The organism is Goodfellowiella coeruleoviolacea, assembly GCF_024171785.1.
GTDB classification, from domain to species: domain Bacteria; phylum Actinomycetota; class Actinomycetes; order Mycobacteriales; family Pseudonocardiaceae; genus Goodfellowiella; species Goodfellowiella coeruleoviolacea.
The window spans coordinates 32,058-49,673 of record NZ_JAMTCK010000016.1; the positions used below are offsets into that span (position 1 = coordinate 32,058).

Below are 17,616 nucleotides of genomic sequence, written 5' to 3' on the forward strand. Positions count from 1 at the left end.
GTGCAGCTCGTCTCCGTCCGCGTCATCACCAACGACGTCGCCCGTCTTGTCGAGTTCTACGAGCAGGTGACCGGCCTCGCTGCGCGGCGGCCCGCCGAGCAGTTCGCCGAGTTCGCCGGCCCGTCGGGCACGTTGGCCATCGGCAGTGTCGAGACGATGGCGCTGTTCAGCGCCGGGGCGGCGGTACCCGAGTCGAACCGGACCGCGATCCTGGAGTTCCTGGTCGAGGACGTCGACCGGGAGTACGACCGGCTGACGAGCCTGGCCGTCGTCCCCGAGATCGTGCAGCAGCCGACCACGATGCCGTGGGGGAACCGCTCCCTGTTGTTCCGCGACCCCGACGGCAACCTGGTCAACTTCTTCACCCCGCGCACCGCCGAGGCCCGCGCGAGGCTCGCCCGCTGACCGGCCGGTCAGTTCGTCATCGCTGGCGGATCAGGTCGAGGGAGACCCGCCACAGCTTCCGGGCGGCGTCGGGGTCGAGCGCCCACTGCTTGACGGCGTGGCTGTTGCCGAGCAGTTCGACGTGGTCGGGCACGGTGCGGGCCTCGTTGCCGTCGTCGAGGTAGTGGCCCCCGCTGCGGGCGAACTCGGGAGCGGTCGCGGCGACCAGGGTGGTGGCGGCGCCCTGCTGGACGCTCTTGTACGCGAAGACGCCCGCGGCTTCCAGCCGGTCGAGGTGGTCTCTCATGTCCTGGGTGAAGTCCCGTTGCAGCCCGGTGGCGACGCCACCGGGGTTGACCGCGTTGGCGACGATTCCCTCGGCCGCCCAGCGCCGGGTGGCTTCCACCGCGAACAACGAGTTCGCCGTCTTGGACTGCCCGTAAGCGAGTTGGGGGTCGTAGGCGCGCCGGGTGAAGTGGATGTCGTCGAACACGACGGGCGAGTACATGTGCGCCCCGGAGGTCACCGCCACGATCCGGGCTTCACCACGCTCGGCCGCACCGGTGGCGAGGGCGTCGTGCAGGCCAACGGCCAGGGCGAAGTGGCCGAGGTGGTTGGTCGCGAACTGCAGTTCCCAGCCCGACGGGGTCCGAGCCAGCGCCGGGGCCATGATGCCGGCGTTGTTGATCAGCAGGTGGAGGGGACCGGCCCAGTCGTCGACGAAGCGGGTGACCGCGGCGAGATCGGCGAGTTCGAGGTGGGCGACGTGAACGGCGTTGTTCCCCGTGGTCACGGCGATGTCGTTGGCGACCTCGGCACCGGCGCCGGTGTCGCGCACGGCGAGGATGACCTCGGCGCCGGTGCTGGCCAGCGCGCGTGCCGTCTCGCGCCCGAGGCCTGATGTCGCGCCGGTGACCACGGCCCGGACGCCGACCAGGTCGAGCCCGGCGACGACATCATCCGCCGTGCTGGTGCCGTCGAAAGCGGTGCTGATCAGCGATGTCCACGACATCGGTACCTCCAGGAGCTGGCGACGCGTCCACGACAAGCTATACAGATCAGCCTCATTTTGTATAGCTTGTCCAGTTAGTATGGTCGCGTGGCGACCACCGTCCGCCCGTGCCCTGAGGAGAGGTTGTGAGCAGCATCGATCGGCGTGCGCACGTGCTGGACGCGGCCCTGCTGGTCTTCGCCCGCTACGGCTACCGCAAGGCGTCGATGGACGATGTGGCGAAGGCCGCCGGCATCTCGCGACCCGGCCTGTACTTCTACTTCGCGTCCAAGCAGGAGCTGTTCCGGGCAGCCGTGGAGCACGCGCTCGAAGACAGCGTCACCGCGGCCCAACTGGCCCTCGCCGATCCCGTTCGGCCGCTGCGGGAGCGGCTGATCGAGGCTTTCGACCACTGGTCCGGTCGCTTTGTCGGACCGATGGCCGCGGAGATCGGCACGCTGATCGACTCGAACCCCGAACTGCTCGGCACGATGCCGGTCGAGTACCCGAAGCGCTTCCTCGCGATCGTCACCCACGCGCTCGCCGCCGCCGACGACGACCACCCCAGCCGCACCCGGATCCCCCCGAGCGCGGTGGCCAGGACCCTGATCAGCACGGCGACCGGCATCAAGCACGAGGTGGGCACTCGCGACGAGTTCCGAGCGCGGATGACCACCGCGATCGACCTCTACCGCACTCGCTGACCAACCCGGTCACAGCGAGGTCAGCGCGCGTTCGCCAGCCACACCTCGTCCTCGCCGGACACCCGGTGCGCGTCCTACTCCGGTGCGTGGAAGCCGCCGATCCGCTGCTCAAGCAGTTCGGCCAACCGCAGCGGAGTGCGGTCCTCGAACATCGGGCCGATGAGCTGCACCCCCACCGGCAGCCCCTCGGGGGACCGGCCCGCGGGTACGGCGGTGGCGGGCAGGCCGGGCATGGTGGCCAGGCCGGCCCAGACGAGCTGGTCGAAGTACGGGTACCCGACACCGTCGATGTCGATCGAGCGTTCCAGCAGGTTGGGGTCGTGGTCGTGCGGGAACGCGGGAGTCGGCGTGATCGGACACACCACGGCGTCGAACTCGGCGAAGAACCGCCGCCAGCCGTGCCGGTGGAGTTCGCGGCGGTTGTTCACCTCCAGCCAGTCGTGGTGGCTGAACACCATGGCGCGCAGCCGTGCCGCGTCGAGGCTCTGGTCGTCCGGGCTCAGCGCGGCCGCGCGGGCCCGCAGCTGCTCGTAGCCGTCGACGGGAAAACGCGCGACGGAACCCGAGTACAACAGCTGCAGGTAGAGCATCGCGGCTTCGGCCAGGTCGGGCAGCAGCGGACTGTGCCGTTCGACGCGGGCGCCGCCGTCGGCGAGCGCGTCGGCCACCCGGTGCACGCCGGCCCGCACAGCGGACCCGGTCGGGATGAACGGATGCTCGTCGAGGACCAGCACCCGGAAGTCGCTCAGCCGCTGGTGGCGTGCGGGCGGCAGGGTCAGGACGTGCGCCTTGCCGAGCGTCAGCGGGTCCGGTCCGGCCATGACGTCGAGCAGGAGCGTGAGGTCGCGGGGGGTGCGCGCCATCGGACCGACCACGGCGAGGTCGAGGTCGACCGGCAGTGGCGGTGCCGGTGGCGCGACCATGCCGCGGGTCGCCGCCAGTCCGAGGGTCGGCTTGTGCGCGTAGATGCCGCAGAAGTGCGCGGGGGTGCGCAGCGAACCGGCGAGGTCGGAACCGATGGACAGCGCGCCGAATCCGGACGCCAGGGCCGCGGCTGATCCGCCGGAGGATCCGCCCGACGTGCGGTCGTGATCCCACGGGTTGTTGGTGGTGCCGTAGATCTCGTTGAAGCTCTGGATGTCCTGCAGCCCCAACGGCACGTTGGTCTTGCCCAGCACCACCGCGCCCGCGGCCTTGAGCCGCGACACCTGTACCGCGTCCTCGGCCGGCACGTAGTCCCGGTGTTGCGGCATGCCCCAGGTCGTGGGCAGCCCGGCCATGTTGTAGGACTCCTTGACCGTCACCGGAACCCCGAGCAGCGGGCGGTCCTCGCCGCGAGCGCGCGCCCGGTCGGCATCGCGCGCGGCGGCCCGCGCCCGGTCGAAGTCCGGCACGCAGATCGCGTTGATCACCTCGTCGTCGCGTTCGATGCGGGCGATCGCCTCGTCGGTCAGTTCCACCGAGGTCACCTCACCGGCCCGCAAGGCAGCCACGAGTTCCTCGGCCGAATGAAAGCTCCACTCCATTAATCCGACTCTACCGGCCCGCCGCGAAAAGTCGACGACACACGATTCACCCACCTTCACCGGAACGGCCGAAACGAGCCACCTCCACTGGCGAAGCCACGCGCTCGTTATGCCACCGAGAATGTATTCCCGCAGGTCAGACTGCCAGGACTGGGTTAATTCCACCGAGTCGAGCCATGAAATCCCGATTCCTGCAAGGGGATGCACATCTCAATACCCATCGGTCCCACCGTTGCACGACCAAGAAATCTGGAGCCAATTGGCCACGGTGCGTCCGCCGCGTCAACCGGATGAACCTGTGGTGTGGTTCACGTTCGGCCGGCCGTAGGAGATCAGCACGGCGCTCAGCGGGAGGCCAGGTCCGCCGGGCAGCCGCGGCAGCGTGGCGGGTGGGCTGAGATCGGCCAGTCCGTGCTGGTGACGTGGGGGAACGACGCGGTCGTCGCTGAGCGCCTCGATGAGCGGCCCCAGTTTCCCTCGTCGGTGGCTCGTTCACCTCGCTGACTCCGCCGGTGACAGTGACATCGGCGGCGCGCATGCTGCTCTCCTGCTCAGGTCGGGTGAGCCGACGAACTACCGCAGGGCGGCGCGGAGTGCCTGGGTGAAACGCTCGGCCTGGTCCTGCTGGGACATGTGGCCGGCACCCTCGACGACCGTCAGCCGAGCACCGGGGATCAGGCTGGCGCACTCCTGGGGGATGCGCAGCGGGACCTCGGTGTCCAGTTCGCCGTGCAGGAAGTGGGTGGGCACCCGGACCTGGCCAAGCCGGTCACGGGGGTCGTAGTGGGCCTGGTCGGCGACGAGCTGGTCGATGAGGAAGGTCGAGTCCAGCAGTTGGCGAACGGTCCAGTCGATCATGGCAGCACTGGCGCCGGGCGAGATCCAGCCGGCCCCCCGCGTCGTCTTCCGGCCCTTCACCGCCCCCACGCCGGCCATCCAGACCTACCTGGCCGTGCGCCCCGACCCCCCATCACGTCAGCTGGCCGCGCTCCTGGACGCCTGCACCCAACTGGAACCAGCCGAACACAGGGACACCCGGTAACGCCCTGCCCCGGCTCGTGCGGCCGAACCAGGTGCGGCGCGCCCACTCGGCTCCTCGCGCAGCGCGGTGAGCGCCGGGGTGTCCTCGGTGTTCGCGGTGCGTGCTCACCCCTGGCGGACACCGGCGATGTCAGGCCGGGACGTCGGTCAGGCGGCGCAGGGTGAACGGCTCGGCGAGAATCTCCTCCAACACCGCGGCGACGTGCTTGAAGTGCGGCAGGGAGAAGTGGTGGTCCAGCGCGGCGCTGTCGACCCACTCCTCCACGATGATCATCCGATCCGCCCGGGTGGGATCGGAGTACGGGTGGTAACCCAGGCAACCCTCCTCGGCCAGCGATGGTGCGATCATCGCGGTCAGCTCGTCGCGGAGGCGCTGCTCCTGGCCGGGCTTGGCGGTGAAGCTCGCGATGAGGGACAGCGTGCCAGTCATGTGGAACTCCCTGTTCGGTTCTCGTGGTTCGAGGTGTCCGCCGTGGCGAACGATGTCCATCGTGGCCGCTCGCAAGCCCCCGACCCAGTGCTCCGACCAGTCGGGGTTGACCGTGCCTGGGTCTGACAGAACCAGGCAGAGCAGGCCATCCGTCAGCCACACTGCGGTATGGACCGCGCTCGGCAGCTCAGCGAATTCCTCAAGACCCGTCGCGCCCGACGGCAACCCGACGATGACGGTGCTACCAGCTTCGGTGGCCAGCGCCGGGTTCCCGGGCTCCGACGCGAGGAACTCGCTCTGCTGGCGGGCGTCAGCGTCGACTACTACACGCGCCTGGAACAGGGCCGAGCCCGCAACGTGTCCCCGGACGTGCTCGACGCCGTTGCCCGCGCCCTCCGGCTGGATGCCGACGAACGCGCTCACCTGCACAACCTGGCCAAACCAGCGGGGGCGCGCAAGCGGGCGAGCCGCCCACAACAGGTCGGCCCGGAGATGCGGCAAGCCCTGGCGGCGCTGACGACGGTCCCCGCCTACATCGTCGGCCGACGCCTGGACGTCCTGGCCTGGAACGAACTGGCCCGGCTGTTGATCGTCGACTTCCCGACGCTGCCGGCGGCCGAGCGCAACATGGCTCGCCTGGTCTTCCTCGACGAGGCGTCACGAGACCTCTACCCCGACTGGGAAACCAAAGCGCGCGACACCGTCGCCAATCTGCGCTACGACGCCGGCCGTCACCCCGACGACCCGCAACTGGCCGGCCTCGTCGGCGAACTCTCGCTCGCCAGCAGCGACTTCCGCCGCCTCTGGGCGGAGCACAACGTCCACGCGAAGAACCGGGGCCGCAAACGATTCCACCACCCGCGCATCGGCGAGCTGGCGCTCGACTACGTTGCCATGCGCGCGCCCGACGACCCGGACATGACCATGATGATCTACAGCGCGCCCGCCGGATCCGACACCGCCGCCGATCTCCTGCTCCTCGCCGCGCTCGCCAACCCGGTTCCCGCGCGAGCCGATCACTCCGCCCAGCAAGCACCCTGACGGCCGGGGCCCCCCGCCGGATCACCCGTGTTCCACCAGCGGGCCGTCCGCCGACGCCACCCGATCTGCGCGGTCGTGGCCCCTCCTCCAACTCCCACCGGTGGCACCGATTGGGGCAAACGGCACAGCCGCGGAACCACACCGCCGCGAGAATGGAACGCGACACTCAGCGGCGAACGGGGTGGTGTCGGATGCGCGTCAGGTCCTGGTTCCGAGTGGTGGTCGCGGCGCTGGTCGCGCTGACCGGGTTGGCGGTGCTGCCGGGCACGGCGACCGCAGCGCCACCGGGCCGCACCCCGGTCGTGTTGTTCCCCGCGTTCCACCTCACCAAGCTGCGGGTGACCGTCACCAACCAGACGGTGGCGCCGGACTGTCCCCGCTCCGGCGTGTTCGAGGACTGGTTCGGCAGCGGCCAGCCGGACGCCGGGTTCACCCAGGTGTGCCAGGACCGGCTGAGCACCCTGCGCTACGACCCGGACCCGCGCACGCCGATGCCGGCGAGGTTCCACGAGCAGCCCGGCGTGGCCGTGCGGTTCATCAACTACGGCAGCACGACCAGCGCACCGTTCTACGAGCCGCTGTACCAACGGCTGACCGCCGCCGGTTACGTGCGCGACCGGGACATCCGAGTCGCCGGCTACGACTCCCGGCTCACCCCGGACATGGGCGGCTTCCTGCAGCGGACCCGCGCGCTCGTCGAGGCCACCTACCGCGCCAACGGCAACCGGCCGGTGCACCTGGTCGGCCACTCCAACGGGCCGATCTACGCCCAGTACCTGCTCACCCACACCAGCCAGGCCTGGCGGGACACCTACATCCACGGTTTCACCCCGATCGCCGGCAACTTCCCCGGGCAGGGCCTGCTCTACGCGGTGCTGTTCACCGGCCTGAACGTGCGGGACTACGGTTACCCCACGACCAGGGAGAACGCCGAGAGCAGCGCGGCCATGTACCTGACCGCGCCGTCGACGTACCTGAGCGCCGCCGACCCGAGGATCTTCGGCGACCGCGAGATCGTGATCCAGGACGCGTCAACCGGCCGCGCCTACACCCCGCGCGACTACCCCCGGCTGTTCGCGGACGCCGGCCTCCCGGTGGCCGGGCAGATCGCCGCGCACTACATCGGCTCGGTGCCGTTCACCCAGCCGCGGTCGTTCCCGAACGTGGACGTGTACGCGGAAAAGGGCTCCGGCCTGCCGACGGTCGTGGGCGCGCGGCTGGCCAACCTCGTTCCGGGGCAGGTGCTGCCCGCCGACCAGTTCATGACCCGGGACGGTGACGGCAACCAGGAGGACATCACCAACGACGCGGTGCTGGCCTGGCAGGCGATGCGCGGCCACCGCTTCAGCCTGACCGACAACCCCGGGGTGGACCACTTCTCGTTGCCCGGCGACCCGGCGCTGCTCGACCGGCTGGTGGCCAACCTGGCCCGCCCGCGCTCCCCGGCCGGCGCGTGAACACCGACCACTCGTGCTCACCGACCACTCGTCCTGCCGGGCCGCTTGTCGCTCACGGGCTGCTTGTCGCTCACGGGCCGCTCGTGCTCACGGGCTGACCGGCCGGCGGGCGGAGAACACCGCGAACGTCGGGCTCTGCTGGAGTTGCCGCCAGAACTCCACGTCGTGGTCGGTGTCCGGCAGCACCGTGGGGTGGCGGGTGACGTCGGTGAGCCCGGCGCGCGCCACGGCCGCGTCGACCACGCCGGGCGGCCAGTAGAACGACGCGAAGTCGAACGGCGGATCGCCCAGCACCTGCACGGTGACCGGCTGCCGAGTCCCGGCCGGCCCGGTTCGGACGACGCGGTAGCCGTACCGGTCGTAGTTGGCGAGCAGGTCCCAGTCCGCGTCCGGGTTGGGCACCAGCACGACCAGCAGACCTCCCGGGGCGAGGTTGGCTCGCAGGTTGCCGACCATCCGGTCCAGATCGGCCTCGGTCTCGGCGTAGCCGAGCAGCCAGATCGCGGTCACCACGTCGAACCTGCCCAGCACCGGCAGGTCGGCCGCGTCGTGTTGGTGGTAGACGATGCCGAGCGGGTTGTCCTCCTCCAGCGCCCTGGCCACCGCGATCATCTCCTCGGCGGAGTCCACCCCGACCACCTGGGCCGCGCCGAGTTCGACGAACCTGCGGGCGTAGAAGCCGGTACCGGATGCCACGTCCAGCACGGATTTGCCGTGCAGGTCGGGCAGCGCGGACAGCAGTGTCGCCTGCTCGGCCAACCCACTGGGGATGTGCTTGGTCCGCTCGTACACCGCGCTGATCGCGTTGTACTGCTCGTCTGACCTGGCCATGCCCCGACGGTAGGAGCGAACGCGCGATCCCGCTCACCGGTGGACCGCCCCCGTCCCGCTCGGCGCGCCTGCCGATCCGGTGCTGGCGCGACGGTGCTGCTGCCTGGCGCTTCTCGACGACATCTGGCTGGACGGCACCAGGCGCACCCGGGTTGCCGGTGCGACGCGACCGGGCATTGTGCACCACACTCCCGGTAGCAGCCGCGGATTCACCCGATCGGGCACCCAGTTGTCCACAGCCCCTGACGCCGTCCACAACTTCGCACCGAATGGTGTTTCCGCAGGTGGGGACGGGTAGGCTGGTCCAGGGGACGCCCCCCGGAGAGGGTGGGGGCTGGGATTGGTGGGTCGGCGCACGTGTTCTCGCTCACCTGAAGCGCCATGCCGGCTCGACGCGTGCGGTCCCGACAGGTGCCATCGCGGCGGGTGCGGATCCGGCGAGTGGCCTCTCAACGGGTGCCAGCTCGACTGGTTGTCGTCCTGACCGGTGTCGTCCTGACGGGTGCCGCCGCGCGGTTGTTCGAGCGCCTGTTCCTCGTTCCTGTCGCACCAGTTGTCCGCCTGTTCCCCCACCCAAACCCCGTTCGCGTTCCTATGCTGGTCGAACCAGGCGGAGGTGGGGGATGAGATCACCGGACGAGGCAGCCGAAGTGGCGGCCAGGAACGGCTTTGGCGCGCACGTGCTCACCGTGGTGGACGGTGACCAGCCCGCGGAGGGCCCCCGTGACATGGTGCGCGCGATGGCGTGGACCGTCCTGCTGGTGGCGGGCGTCTGGCTGGTCGTCGCCGCTGACTCGGCCGCTCCGCTGGTGCTCGGCGTGCTGCTGCTGGCGGTTGTGGTGGCCACACTCGTCCGGTTCCTGCTGCGGGAGCGGCGGGCGTTCGCCCAGCGCACCCGGCTGCACTGCTTCCAGGGCGGTGTGGTCGTGCGCGGCTCCGCCCACCCCTGGACTCGGGTGAGCGTTGCCGAGCGGTGGGACACCCAGCTCGTCGGTCAGGACGCGACCCCACGGCAGGTGCTCTCCCTCATCGTCACCGCGCCCGGTGTGCGGGCCGAGGTGCGCGGCGGCGCGGCACGCATCCAGGAACTGGTTGAGCAGGCCCGGGCCAGTGCGCCGCGCGCGGAGGACGGGGACGCAGGACCCCGCACGGACCGTCCCCGCGCCTAGTTCCACTCACCACCCGCGGCCTGTCACTGGTCCACCCGGCCGGGCAGGGCCGCGGCCGAGGGCCAGCCCCGACCAGCTGATCAGCGGTTTAGCATCGTGCCATGAGGAGCGACAGGTGACCGCGCTGGCGGAGCCTCGGCAGCGGCCCGTGGGCGAGTTGCTTCGACAGTGGCGGGAGCGGCGCCGACTGAGCCAGTTGGAACTCGCCATCCAGGCCGCCGTGTCCACCCGGCACCTCAGCTTTGTGGAAACCGGGCGCGCCACGCCCAGCCGGGACATGGTCCTGCACCTGGCCGACGAACTCGACGTGCCCCTGCGCGAGCGCAATCACCTGCTGCTGGCCGCCGGGTACGCCCCGGTGTACCCGGAGAACTCGCTGGACTCGCCACAGCTGGCCAGGGTGCGGGCCGCGGTCCGGCAGGTGCTGACCGGGCATGAGCCCTACCCCGCGGTGGCGGTCGACCGGCTCTGGAACCTGGTTGACGCCAACGCCAGCGTCGCGCTGTTCACCACGGGGGTGGCCGCGGAGCTGCTGGCCGAGCCGATGAACGTGCTGCGGGTGAGCCTGCATCCGGCCGGCATGGCACCGCGGATCGTGAACCTGGGCGAGTGGCGCGCGCACCTGCTCGGTCGGTTGCGGCGGCAGGTGGGCCTGACGGCCAGCCCCGAACTGGCCCGACTCCACGACGAGCTGCGCGCCTACCCTTGTGACCAGCCAGAACCCGAGGTGGAACTGCCCGGACCCGGCGATGTGGTGGTGCCGTTGCGGGTCCGCCACGGTGAGCAGGAGCTGTCCTTCTTCTCCACGGTGTCCACCTTTGGCACCCCACTGGACATCACCGTGTCCGAACTGGTCATCGAGTCGTTCTTCCCGGCGGACGCGGCGACCTCGGCCGTGTTGCACCAGTTCGTCCAGCAGAACCAGCAGAACCAGCAGGCCCGGGCCGGCTGAGCCGGGGACGGGAGCGGTCCCGTCGACTCAGCCAGACCCGCCAGCCGGAGCGGGGAACCTGCCGACCGTCAGGCCGAGGGCACCTTGTCGAGGAACCCGTAGATGCCCCGCAGCCGCCCGTCCTCGGCCACCACGGCGACATCGAATCCGACCACCAGGGCCTCCCCACCGTCGGCCGGTGCCAGCTCCCAGGTGAACCGGGCGATGTTGTGGTGCGCGTCCACGGCGCCGGCCCGGGTGAACACGAAACCCGGGAACTGCTCGCGGGCACCGGCGATCACCGCACCGATGGCCTCGTGCCCGACCACGTCGGCCAGCGGGTCGGTGTAGCTGCCGTCCTCGGTCCACAGCCCCGCGATGGCCTGCTGCCTGGCCTGCGGGTCGGGCTCGTTCCACACGGCCAGGTAGCGGTCAACCAGCTCGTTGAGGTCACTCATCACAACTGTCCTTTTCACTGAGACACCAGGTCGGAAGGGGTGGATCTGCTGGTTGTCGCGGCCGCGGAACCACCACAAACCTGTCATCCCGGCGCTGGACTGTCGATTACCCGGCAGGTAAAGCCGAGCGGCGGCCGACCACCACCCGGGGTTTTGTCACGGCAGCGCATCCCTGCTGATGCGCGACGCGGTCGCCGCCCCCAGCCAGGACAGGCCGAGCGCGGACGGCGTTGTTCCACGTGGAACATAACGTCAGGGCGCGACGGACGCCTGGTTCAGCAGGCCTGGTCGGCCGGGTAGAGGCGAGCCAGGGCGTGTGCGGTGTCGGTGAAGCGGGCCCGCAGTTCCGCTGGTTCGAGCACCTCCACCTCGGCGCCCAGTTTGAGCAGGTCAGCGTGGGCGTGCCGGATCGACTCGATCGGCAGCACCGTGCGCACCCAGCCGTCCTGGTCGGGCCGCTCCGCATTGGCCAGCGCTGCCTTGGCCAGCACTGGACCCAACAGGAACGACATGCGCTCGATCGCGACCGGCGACAGCCGCACCACGGCCTCGCCCCGGTAGATGTCGCGTTCGAACCGCTCGACCCAGGACCGCCAGAACTGGGCCAGGTCGAATCCCTCGGGTCGGTCGAAGTGCTCGCCCAGTGCTTCCAGGTCCAGGATGGTGGCCACCCGATAGGTGCGGATCTGCTCCCTGGACTGCGCGATCAGGTACCAGACGCCCGCTTTCAACACCACACCCAGCGGGCGGAGCACCCGGTCAACCTCGCGCGGCGCGGTCCACCGCCGGTAGCGCACCCGGATGACCTGCTGGTTCCACACCGCGTCGGCGACCGCGGCCAGGTGCGGGGTCTGGTCGGCCTCCCGGAACCAGCCCGGCGCGTCCAGCAGGAAGCAATCCCTGATCCGCTGGGTGCGGGAACGCAGTTCGGGTGGCAGGGCGGCCAGCAGCTTGAGTTCGGCGGCGGCCAGCACCTCGCCAATGCCCAGTTCCGCTGCGGCCTCCGGCATGCCGGTGAACACGAGCGACTCGGCTTCGCCGCTGGTCAGGCCGGTCAGCCGGGTGCGGTATCCGGCCAGCAACTGATAGCCGCCGGCCGGGCCGCGGTCGGCGTAGACCGGCACCCCGGCAGCGCTGAGCGACTCCACGTCCCGGTACACCGTGCGGACCGAGACCTCCAGTTCGTCGGCCAGTTCCTGGGCGGTCATCCGGCCACGGGTCTGCAGGAGCAGCAACAGGGACACCAGACGGCTGGCACGCATGGCCGCCAGTCTCCCCCGTACCTGACAGCGCCTGCGGACGGACAGTCGAGCCCGGCCGCACGAGGAGGCGGCCCGGGTGGCGGCGCTGCGCGGTCTGACGTGACGGTCGAGCACACCCGCTGAGCTGTTTCGGCGATTCGTCGTTTTGGCCACAGTTCCTCGGATGAATCAGCCGAAACATCGTGTGCTACCAGGACAAATCAACCAGTCCAGCAACGGATATGCAGAGTGCTTATGCAGATGCCGTAACGCTTGCTGTGAACCTCGCCGCCTCGCCAACACCGGGTCCGGTGAATCTGTAGGTTCGGTGACGCCCCCGAGGCTCCGCCATCCGCGCCATTCCATGGGTCCGTTCGCACAGCGGTGTCGGTGCCTGCCGGGGACAGGCACAGGCAAGACGGTGGGAAGGCGGCCATCAGATGGTCATCTGGGGAATCATCCTGATCGTCGCTGGGGTGGCCGGGTTCTTCATGGCCCACTCGATGCGGCGAGACCTGCATGCCCTGATCGGGGCGGAGACCCTGAAGGTCGCCGAACTCGGGATGTTCCACAGCACCGCCGTGGAGGTCAGCGGGCCGGGCGGGTTCCGCAAGGTCTGCGAGGTGATCGGCGCGGCGGAACCGGGGCCGAACGGGATGCTCGTCTCGGAACTGTCGAAAACGCCCTGCGTATGGCACCGGCACGAGGTCAAGCGTCGCTACCGGCACGTGCGCTACGACTCGGACGGCCGCCGGCACACCAGCCAGCGCAGTGAGAAGGTCGCCGACCTCACCTCCGACCAGCCCATCCTGGTGCGGGACGAGACCGGCGCGGTGCTGGTGCACCCGTCGGGACTGCGCTCGGACGCCATGGAGCAGGTGGTGAGCAGGTTCGAGCCGCACAACGCGGGCGGCGGGCCGTCGATCTTCGGCTTTCGGCTGGACAACTGGAACCGCGACGACACCATCGGATTCGAGTACAAGGAATGGGTGGTCCGGCCGGGCGTGCGGCTGTACGTGCACGGTGAGGCCTCCGACCAGACCGGTCAGCTGATGTTCAACCGGCCCCAGAACGGTGGCCCGTTCATCGCCTCCACCAAAACCGAGGAAGAACTGCGCAGGAACACCACCCTGTTGCAGAAGGTGTTCGCGTTCGGTGGGTTGGCCGCCATGCTCGGCGGACTGGCCCTGGTGATCGTCGGCGTGATCCAGTAGTGCCGGCCAGCGGCCGCACCGCCAGGCACCTGCTCGCCGGTCTGGCGGTTGCTCTTGGCGGCCGCACGCTGATGGGGTGCGTCACCCTGGTGGCGGTCGCGCGCTCGACTGTCGCCGTCGTGGCAGTGACCCATCCGGTTACCTCCCGGTAGTGGGTCACCCGATGGTGAACCATCCTTCTGCCAGCTAAAACCACCTTTTCGATGGGCTCCTGCCCTTGAATCGGCCCGGCCGGCGATGCAGGCTCGACCCGAGCCTGGCACCAGCGGAAGGTACGAGTCAGATGAGTGCCGTGGACACGGCGGCACCCACCACCACCCCCCTGACGGCCTGGACGGAACTGGTCGCGGAACTACCGGTGGGCGTGCTGCTACAGGACGAACAAGGCGCGGTGCTGGCCGCGAACAACCGGGCGGGTGACCTGCTGGGCCTGAGTTGGCGCGACCTAGTCACCGGCCGTCGACCAGTGGACTGGCGGGCCTGCGACGACTCGGGCGCGCCCCTGCCCGGTGACCCCGAACTGGCCGAACAGGTGCTGCGCGGCGGAGCCCCGCTGTCCCTTCCCGTGGTGGTCGTCGACGCGACCGGCCGACAGGCCCGGCTCTGGGCCGACTACCACCCGATCAGCGCGCACGGCCAGGCGCGGCTGCTGGTGCTGCTGCACCCGGTGGACACCGACGTCCGGCAGGCCAGGGGCCTGCTCGACCCGCTCACCGGCCTGCCCGGCCGGGTGCTGCTGCTCGACCGGCTCGACCAGGCCCTGCTCCGGTCCCGCACCCACGGCACGCTGACCTCGCTGGTCCTGGTGGACATCTGCCAGCTCGCGGCGATCAACACCAGCTACGGCTTTGTCCGAGGGGACGAGGTGCTCACCGTGATGGCGGGCCGGCTGCGGGAAGGCCTGCGCGACGACCACACCGTGGCCCGCTACCGGGGCGACGAGTTCGCGGTTCTCGCGGAGCACCCGAACGGCACGGGTGAACAGCTGGCCGAGCGGGTCCGGGAACTGGCGACGCGGCCGGTGCCGATGGGCGCCGGCCGGCTCCGTCCCCGGGTACGGGTGGGCTGGGTGACCAGCGACGGCGCCGTGCCAACGCACGTGGTGGTCGAGCAGGTGGAGAACCGCCTGCGACAGCGGACATGACAACGGGCGGGCACGCCGCCGACAGCCGCAGCCGTCGGTGACGCACCCGCCCGGGTGAGCACCGCCCGTTCGACACCGAACCGGGTCAGGTCAGGTGTCGGACGGACTCAGCCAGTGGTCACAGCTGGCCCTGCAGCCGCCGGGGGAAGCCGTCCACCACGTTGCCGCTCAGCAGCGCGGCACCGGGGGCCGCGGTGGGCGCGCCCTGACCGATCACCCGCTGCAGGTCGAGCCCGCCGACCAGGCTCTCGACAGCCGCGGGGTCGATCCCCTCGGCCAGGTCGACCGCGCCGAGCCCCACCTCGGGGCCGGCACCGGCGGACCGCAGACCGTGCTGCGGCGTGCCCGGGACCGGGGCGGGAGCCAGGGCCGGCGCGGGCAGGGTCCGGGGCTGACCGCTCGGCTGGCCGAACACCGGCAGGTCCAGGATCTGCATCAACGCGTCGCCCTCGACCGGCAGGTCGAGCCGGCCCGACTCGCTGCCGTCACCCGTGTCGATCTGCTGGTTGTGGCTGAAGACCAGGGTGAGGGACTGGCCGACGATCTGCAGCGGCACGTCGAACACGCGAGGCGTGACCACCACCGGGATGTCGGTGTCCCCACCGGACCCGGCGCCGCTGTCGTACCCGCTGGACTGGGTGGTGCCGCTGGCGTTGCCCACCAGGTCGTGGGAGGCCACCGAGTCGGCCGTGCCGAGCGCCGCGACCGAGTCACTGAACACCGTGGTGGCCGGCACCACCGGCACGGTCAGCAGGTCACCGGAGATCGACCCGAACTCACCGGAGCTGTGCACGTCACCGCCGGAGGAGGCGTAGGTGCTGTTGGCCGCCGCGGCGGCGCCGTTGCCGGCGACCCCCTCGGAGTGGCCGAACGCCTGGGTGACCGGCAGCAGCGGGACGGTGACCCCGTTGCCGGACACCGAGCCGCGGTCGCCGGCGGTGGTGACCGTGCCGCCCGCGGTGGAGCTGGTCAGGTTGGTGGCCGAGCCGAGCACGTTGCCGCCGGCGGTGGTGCCGCTGCCGAAGTGCTGCGTCGCCGCCCCGATCGGCGCGGACACCGCGTTGCCGGACAGGCTGGCGTTGCTGCCGTCGGTGGCGGCGTGCCCGCCGGCCTGGGAGGCGGTGTGGTTGTAGCCGGTGGCGTCGCCGTTGCCGACCGCGGTGGTGCTGGCGCCGAACAGCTGCGTGGGCAGCGAGCCGGGCGCCTGGACGATGTTGCCCGAGGCGCTGCCGCCCCGGCCGTTGGCGGTCGGGTTGCCGCCGGCCTTGGCGGTGGTGTCGTTGTCGGCCGTGCCGCTGACGTTCGCCACCGCGCCCAGCGAGTCGCCGAACAGCTGTACCGGAGCAGACACCGGGCCGGTGAGCACGTTGCTGCTCACCGTTCCCCAGTCGTCGATGGTGTTGGGGTCGCCACCGGACTCCACCACCTTGTGCTCCTGGGCGATGGACCCGGCGCTGCTCACGGCGCCCGTGGCCAGGCCGTACCCCTCGACCGGCGCGGCCACGGGCAGCTGGGCGATGTTGCCGGACCCGACGGCGTTGTTGCCGGTGGCGCCGTTGTAGCCGCCGGTCCGCGCGTGCGAGTCGTTGCTTCCGCTGGCGGTGGCGACGCCCAGCACCGACTGGGCGTTGCTGAACAGGTCGGCCGTGCCCGAGTACGGCGCGGTCACCCCGTTCGCGGACAGCACCGAGTCGTCGCCCTTGGAGTGGGTGTCCCAGCCGGACTGGACGTCGACCCGGTGGTCGTGCTGGGCGGCGGCCGTGCCCACCACGGCCGAGCCGTTGCCCGCGACCTGCGAGGGCAGCGCGAGCGGGCCGTCGACGATGTTGCCGGACAGCGCCGCGTTGTGCGCGTTGGTGCTGCTGATGCCGCCGGCCCTGGCGTGGCTGTCGGACTGGCCGGCGGTGGCGGTGTTGCCGACCACGCTGGTGGCGTTGCCGTCCAGGTCGACCGGGGTGGCCTGCTGCGGCTGCAGGATGTTGCCGCTCAGCGTGGACGGGTTGCCGCTGGTCTGCGCCCAGTGCGGCAGGTCGTCGCGGCCGGGCCGGGTGCCGCCGGCCGTGGTGTCGGTGCCGTTGGTGGCGACGGCCTCGGCGTTGCCGAGCGTGCCCAGCGCGTTGCCGTTGGTGCCCAGCGGCAGGGCGAGCGGGTGGCCGGCGATGTTGCCCGAGAGGGTGCCGTCGTCACCGGAAGTGCGGCCGGAACCACCGACCGCCGTGCTGGACGTGGTGTCGGAGTGGGTCCGCGCGTTGCCGCCACCGGAGATGGCGTTGCCGTTGAGCCGCACCGGGGTCGCGTACTGCAGCGCGGCGATGTTGCCGGCCAGCGTGCTCTGCGAGCCGGACGTGGTGGTGTCGCCGGTGACCTCGGTGTGCTGGTCGGCGCGGTTGTAGGACTCGACGTCGCTGCCGGGCAGCGCCACCGCGTTGCCGGTGGCCTGGATGGGCAGGGCGTAGTCGATGTCGGCGACGTTGCCGCCCAGGCTGCTGTGCCGGCCCTCGGTGGTGACGTCCCGGTCCTTGACGTAGCTCTGCGCCGAGTCGTTCACGACCACGCCGTTGCCACCGGCGCCGATGATGTTGCCGGAGACGTCGACCGGGATGGCCACGTCGGCGTTGCCCCGGTTGCCGTTGAGCGGGTCGGGGGTGCGCTCGGGAATGCCCGGCCCGGTGTGGGCCGCGTCCCGCGCCGGCGTGAGCAGCGGTCCGACCACCTCGCGCAACCGCAGGTCATCGGTGCTGATGGTGGTGTCGATGATGGGCAGGCCGTACTGGCCAACCGGGGTGGCCACATCGTTGTTGGCGATGCGGATCGGAACAGCCAGGGAGCCGTCGAGCGGCGAGGCGGGGCGGTCCGGGTCGACGTTTTCCTGAGCAGAGGCGATGCCCGTGCCGAGCATCAGCAAACCACCGGTGAAAAGCGCGGTCTTGAGTCCACGCTTCGCCCAGGTCTGCAATGGAATCTCCCTTCGTTTTCCCCGTTTCGGGGAACGGTGGGGTGGCCGGGGATGGGGTTCGGGGTGCGTGGCCACCCGGGTTCACGGATCGGGGCGCG

17 protein-coding genes are annotated in these 17,616 nt (G+C 70.7%); 9 read left to right on the forward strand and 8 right to left on the reverse strand.

Going from position 1 to position 17,616, the window contains the following annotated elements:
- Nucleotides 1-405: a VOC family protein gene (locus LX83_RS29310; RefSeq protein WP_253777190.1), complete on the forward strand. Its 405-nt coding sequence runs from the start codon at nucleotides 1-3 to the stop codon at nucleotides 403-405.
- 16 nt (nucleotides 406-421) lie between these two features.
- On the opposite strand, the gene LX83_RS29315 is transcribed toward LX83_RS29310, so the two are convergent.
- The gene (locus tag LX83_RS29315; RefSeq protein ID WP_253777191.1) at nucleotides 422-1,396 is read right to left on the reverse strand and encodes an SDR family NAD(P)-dependent oxidoreductase; all 975 of its coding nucleotides are present in this window, start codon (nucleotides 1,394-1,396) and stop codon (nucleotides 422-424) included.
- 125 nt (nucleotides 1,397-1,521) lie between these two features.
- Here LX83_RS29315 and LX83_RS29320 point away from each other — a divergent pair, with 125 nt between their 5' ends.
- Nucleotides 1,522-2,079: a TetR/AcrR family transcriptional regulator gene (locus tag LX83_RS29320; RefSeq protein ID WP_253777192.1), complete on the forward strand. Its 558-nt coding sequence runs from the start codon at nucleotides 1,522-1,524 to the stop codon at nucleotides 2,077-2,079.
- Nucleotides 2,080-2,153: 74 nt separating this feature from the next.
- Here LX83_RS29320 and LX83_RS29325 read toward each other — a convergent pair whose 3' ends face one another.
- Both LX83_RS29325 and LX83_RS29330 read right to left on the reverse strand, forming a co-directional pair.
- The gene (locus tag LX83_RS29325; RefSeq protein WP_253777194.1) at nucleotides 2,154-3,605 is read right to left on the reverse strand and encodes an amidase; all 1,452 of its coding nucleotides are present in this window, start codon (nucleotides 3,603-3,605) and stop codon (nucleotides 2,154-2,156) included.
- Between the two features lie 573 nt (nucleotides 3,606-4,178).
- Nucleotides 4,179-4,463 (reverse strand): alpha/beta fold hydrolase, encoded by a 285-nt coding sequence (locus LX83_RS29330; protein ID WP_253777196.1) that lies wholly within the window; start codon nucleotides 4,461-4,463, stop codon nucleotides 4,179-4,181.
- Here LX83_RS29330 and LX83_RS29335 point away from each other — a divergent pair.
- Entirely contained in the window at nucleotides 4,462-4,647 is a 186-nt protein-coding gene (locus tag LX83_RS29335) for a hypothetical protein (protein WP_253777198.1), read from the forward strand. The two genes, LX83_RS29330 and LX83_RS29335, sit on opposite strands and share 2 nt — an antisense overlap.
- A 129-nt stretch (nucleotides 4,648-4,776) precedes the next feature.
- Here LX83_RS29335 and LX83_RS29340 read toward each other — a convergent pair whose 3' ends face one another.
- Complete coding sequence (locus tag LX83_RS29340; protein ID WP_253777200.1) at nucleotides 4,777-5,076, reverse strand: putative quinol monooxygenase; 300 nt, start codon at nucleotides 5,074-5,076, stop codon at nucleotides 4,777-4,779.
- A 168-nt stretch (nucleotides 5,077-5,244) separates the two neighbouring features.
- Here LX83_RS29340 and LX83_RS29345 point away from each other — a divergent pair, with 168 nt between their 5' ends.
- The gene (locus LX83_RS29345; protein ID WP_253777202.1) at nucleotides 5,245-6,117 is read left to right on the forward strand and encodes a helix-turn-helix domain-containing protein; all 873 of its coding nucleotides are present in this window, start codon (nucleotides 5,245-5,247) and stop codon (nucleotides 6,115-6,117) included.
- Between the two features lie 191 nt (nucleotides 6,118-6,308).
- Entirely contained in the window at nucleotides 6,309-7,574 is a 1,266-nt protein-coding gene (locus LX83_RS29350) for a lipase/acyltransferase domain-containing protein (RefSeq protein ID WP_253777204.1), read from the forward strand.
- Between the two features lie 87 nt (nucleotides 7,575-7,661).
- Here LX83_RS29350 and LX83_RS29355 read toward each other — a convergent pair whose 3' ends face one another.
- Nucleotides 7,662-8,405 carry a class I SAM-dependent methyltransferase gene (locus tag LX83_RS29355; protein ID WP_253777206.1) on the reverse strand — a complete coding sequence of 248 codons (744 nt, stop codon included), beginning with the start codon at nucleotides 8,403-8,405 and terminating at the stop codon, nucleotides 7,662-7,664.
- A 623-nt stretch (nucleotides 8,406-9,028) separates the two neighbouring features.
- Between LX83_RS29355 and LX83_RS29360 the strand changes: the two genes are divergently transcribed.
- Nucleotides 9,029-9,574 (forward strand): hypothetical protein, encoded by a 546-nt coding sequence (locus LX83_RS29360; protein ID WP_253777208.1) that lies wholly within the window; start codon nucleotides 9,029-9,031, stop codon nucleotides 9,572-9,574.
- Between the two features lie 124 nt (nucleotides 9,575-9,698).
- Nucleotides 9,699-10,526, forward strand: a complete 828-nt coding sequence (locus LX83_RS29365; protein ID WP_253777488.1) for a helix-turn-helix domain-containing protein — start codon at nucleotides 9,699-9,701, stop codon at nucleotides 10,524-10,526.
- A gap of 68 nt (nucleotides 10,527-10,594) precedes the next feature.
- Here the strand turns inward: LX83_RS29365 and LX83_RS29370 are convergent, their stop codons facing one another.
- Both LX83_RS29370 and LX83_RS29375 read right to left on the reverse strand, forming a co-directional pair.
- Nucleotides 10,595-10,963, reverse strand: coding sequence for a nuclear transport factor 2 family protein (locus tag LX83_RS29370; RefSeq protein ID WP_253777210.1), 369 nt, complete (start codon nucleotides 10,961-10,963; stop codon nucleotides 10,595-10,597).
- A 275-nt stretch (nucleotides 10,964-11,238) separates the two neighbouring features.
- Complete coding sequence (locus LX83_RS29375; protein ID WP_253777212.1) at nucleotides 11,239-12,225, reverse strand: helix-turn-helix transcriptional regulator; 987 nt, start codon at nucleotides 12,223-12,225, stop codon at nucleotides 11,239-11,241.
- A gap of 419 nt (nucleotides 12,226-12,644) precedes the next feature.
- On the opposite strand from LX83_RS29375, the gene LX83_RS29380 reads away from it, so the two are divergent.
- Nucleotides 12,645-13,418 (forward strand): E3 ubiquitin ligase family protein, encoded by a 774-nt coding sequence (locus LX83_RS29380; RefSeq protein WP_253777214.1) that lies wholly within the window; start codon nucleotides 12,645-12,647, stop codon nucleotides 13,416-13,418.
- Nucleotides 13,419-13,701: 283 nt separating this feature from the next.
- Nucleotides 13,702-14,562, forward strand: a complete 861-nt coding sequence (locus LX83_RS29385; protein WP_253777216.1) for a GGDEF domain-containing protein — start codon at nucleotides 13,702-13,704, stop codon at nucleotides 14,560-14,562.
- 118 nt (nucleotides 14,563-14,680) lie between these two features.
- On the opposite strand, the gene LX83_RS29390 is transcribed toward LX83_RS29385, so the two are convergent.
- Complete coding sequence (locus LX83_RS29390) at nucleotides 14,681-17,461, reverse strand: beta strand repeat-containing protein (protein ID WP_253777218.1); 2,781 nt, start codon at nucleotides 17,459-17,461, stop codon at nucleotides 14,681-14,683.
- Nucleotides 17,462-17,616 lie beyond the last annotated feature (155 nt).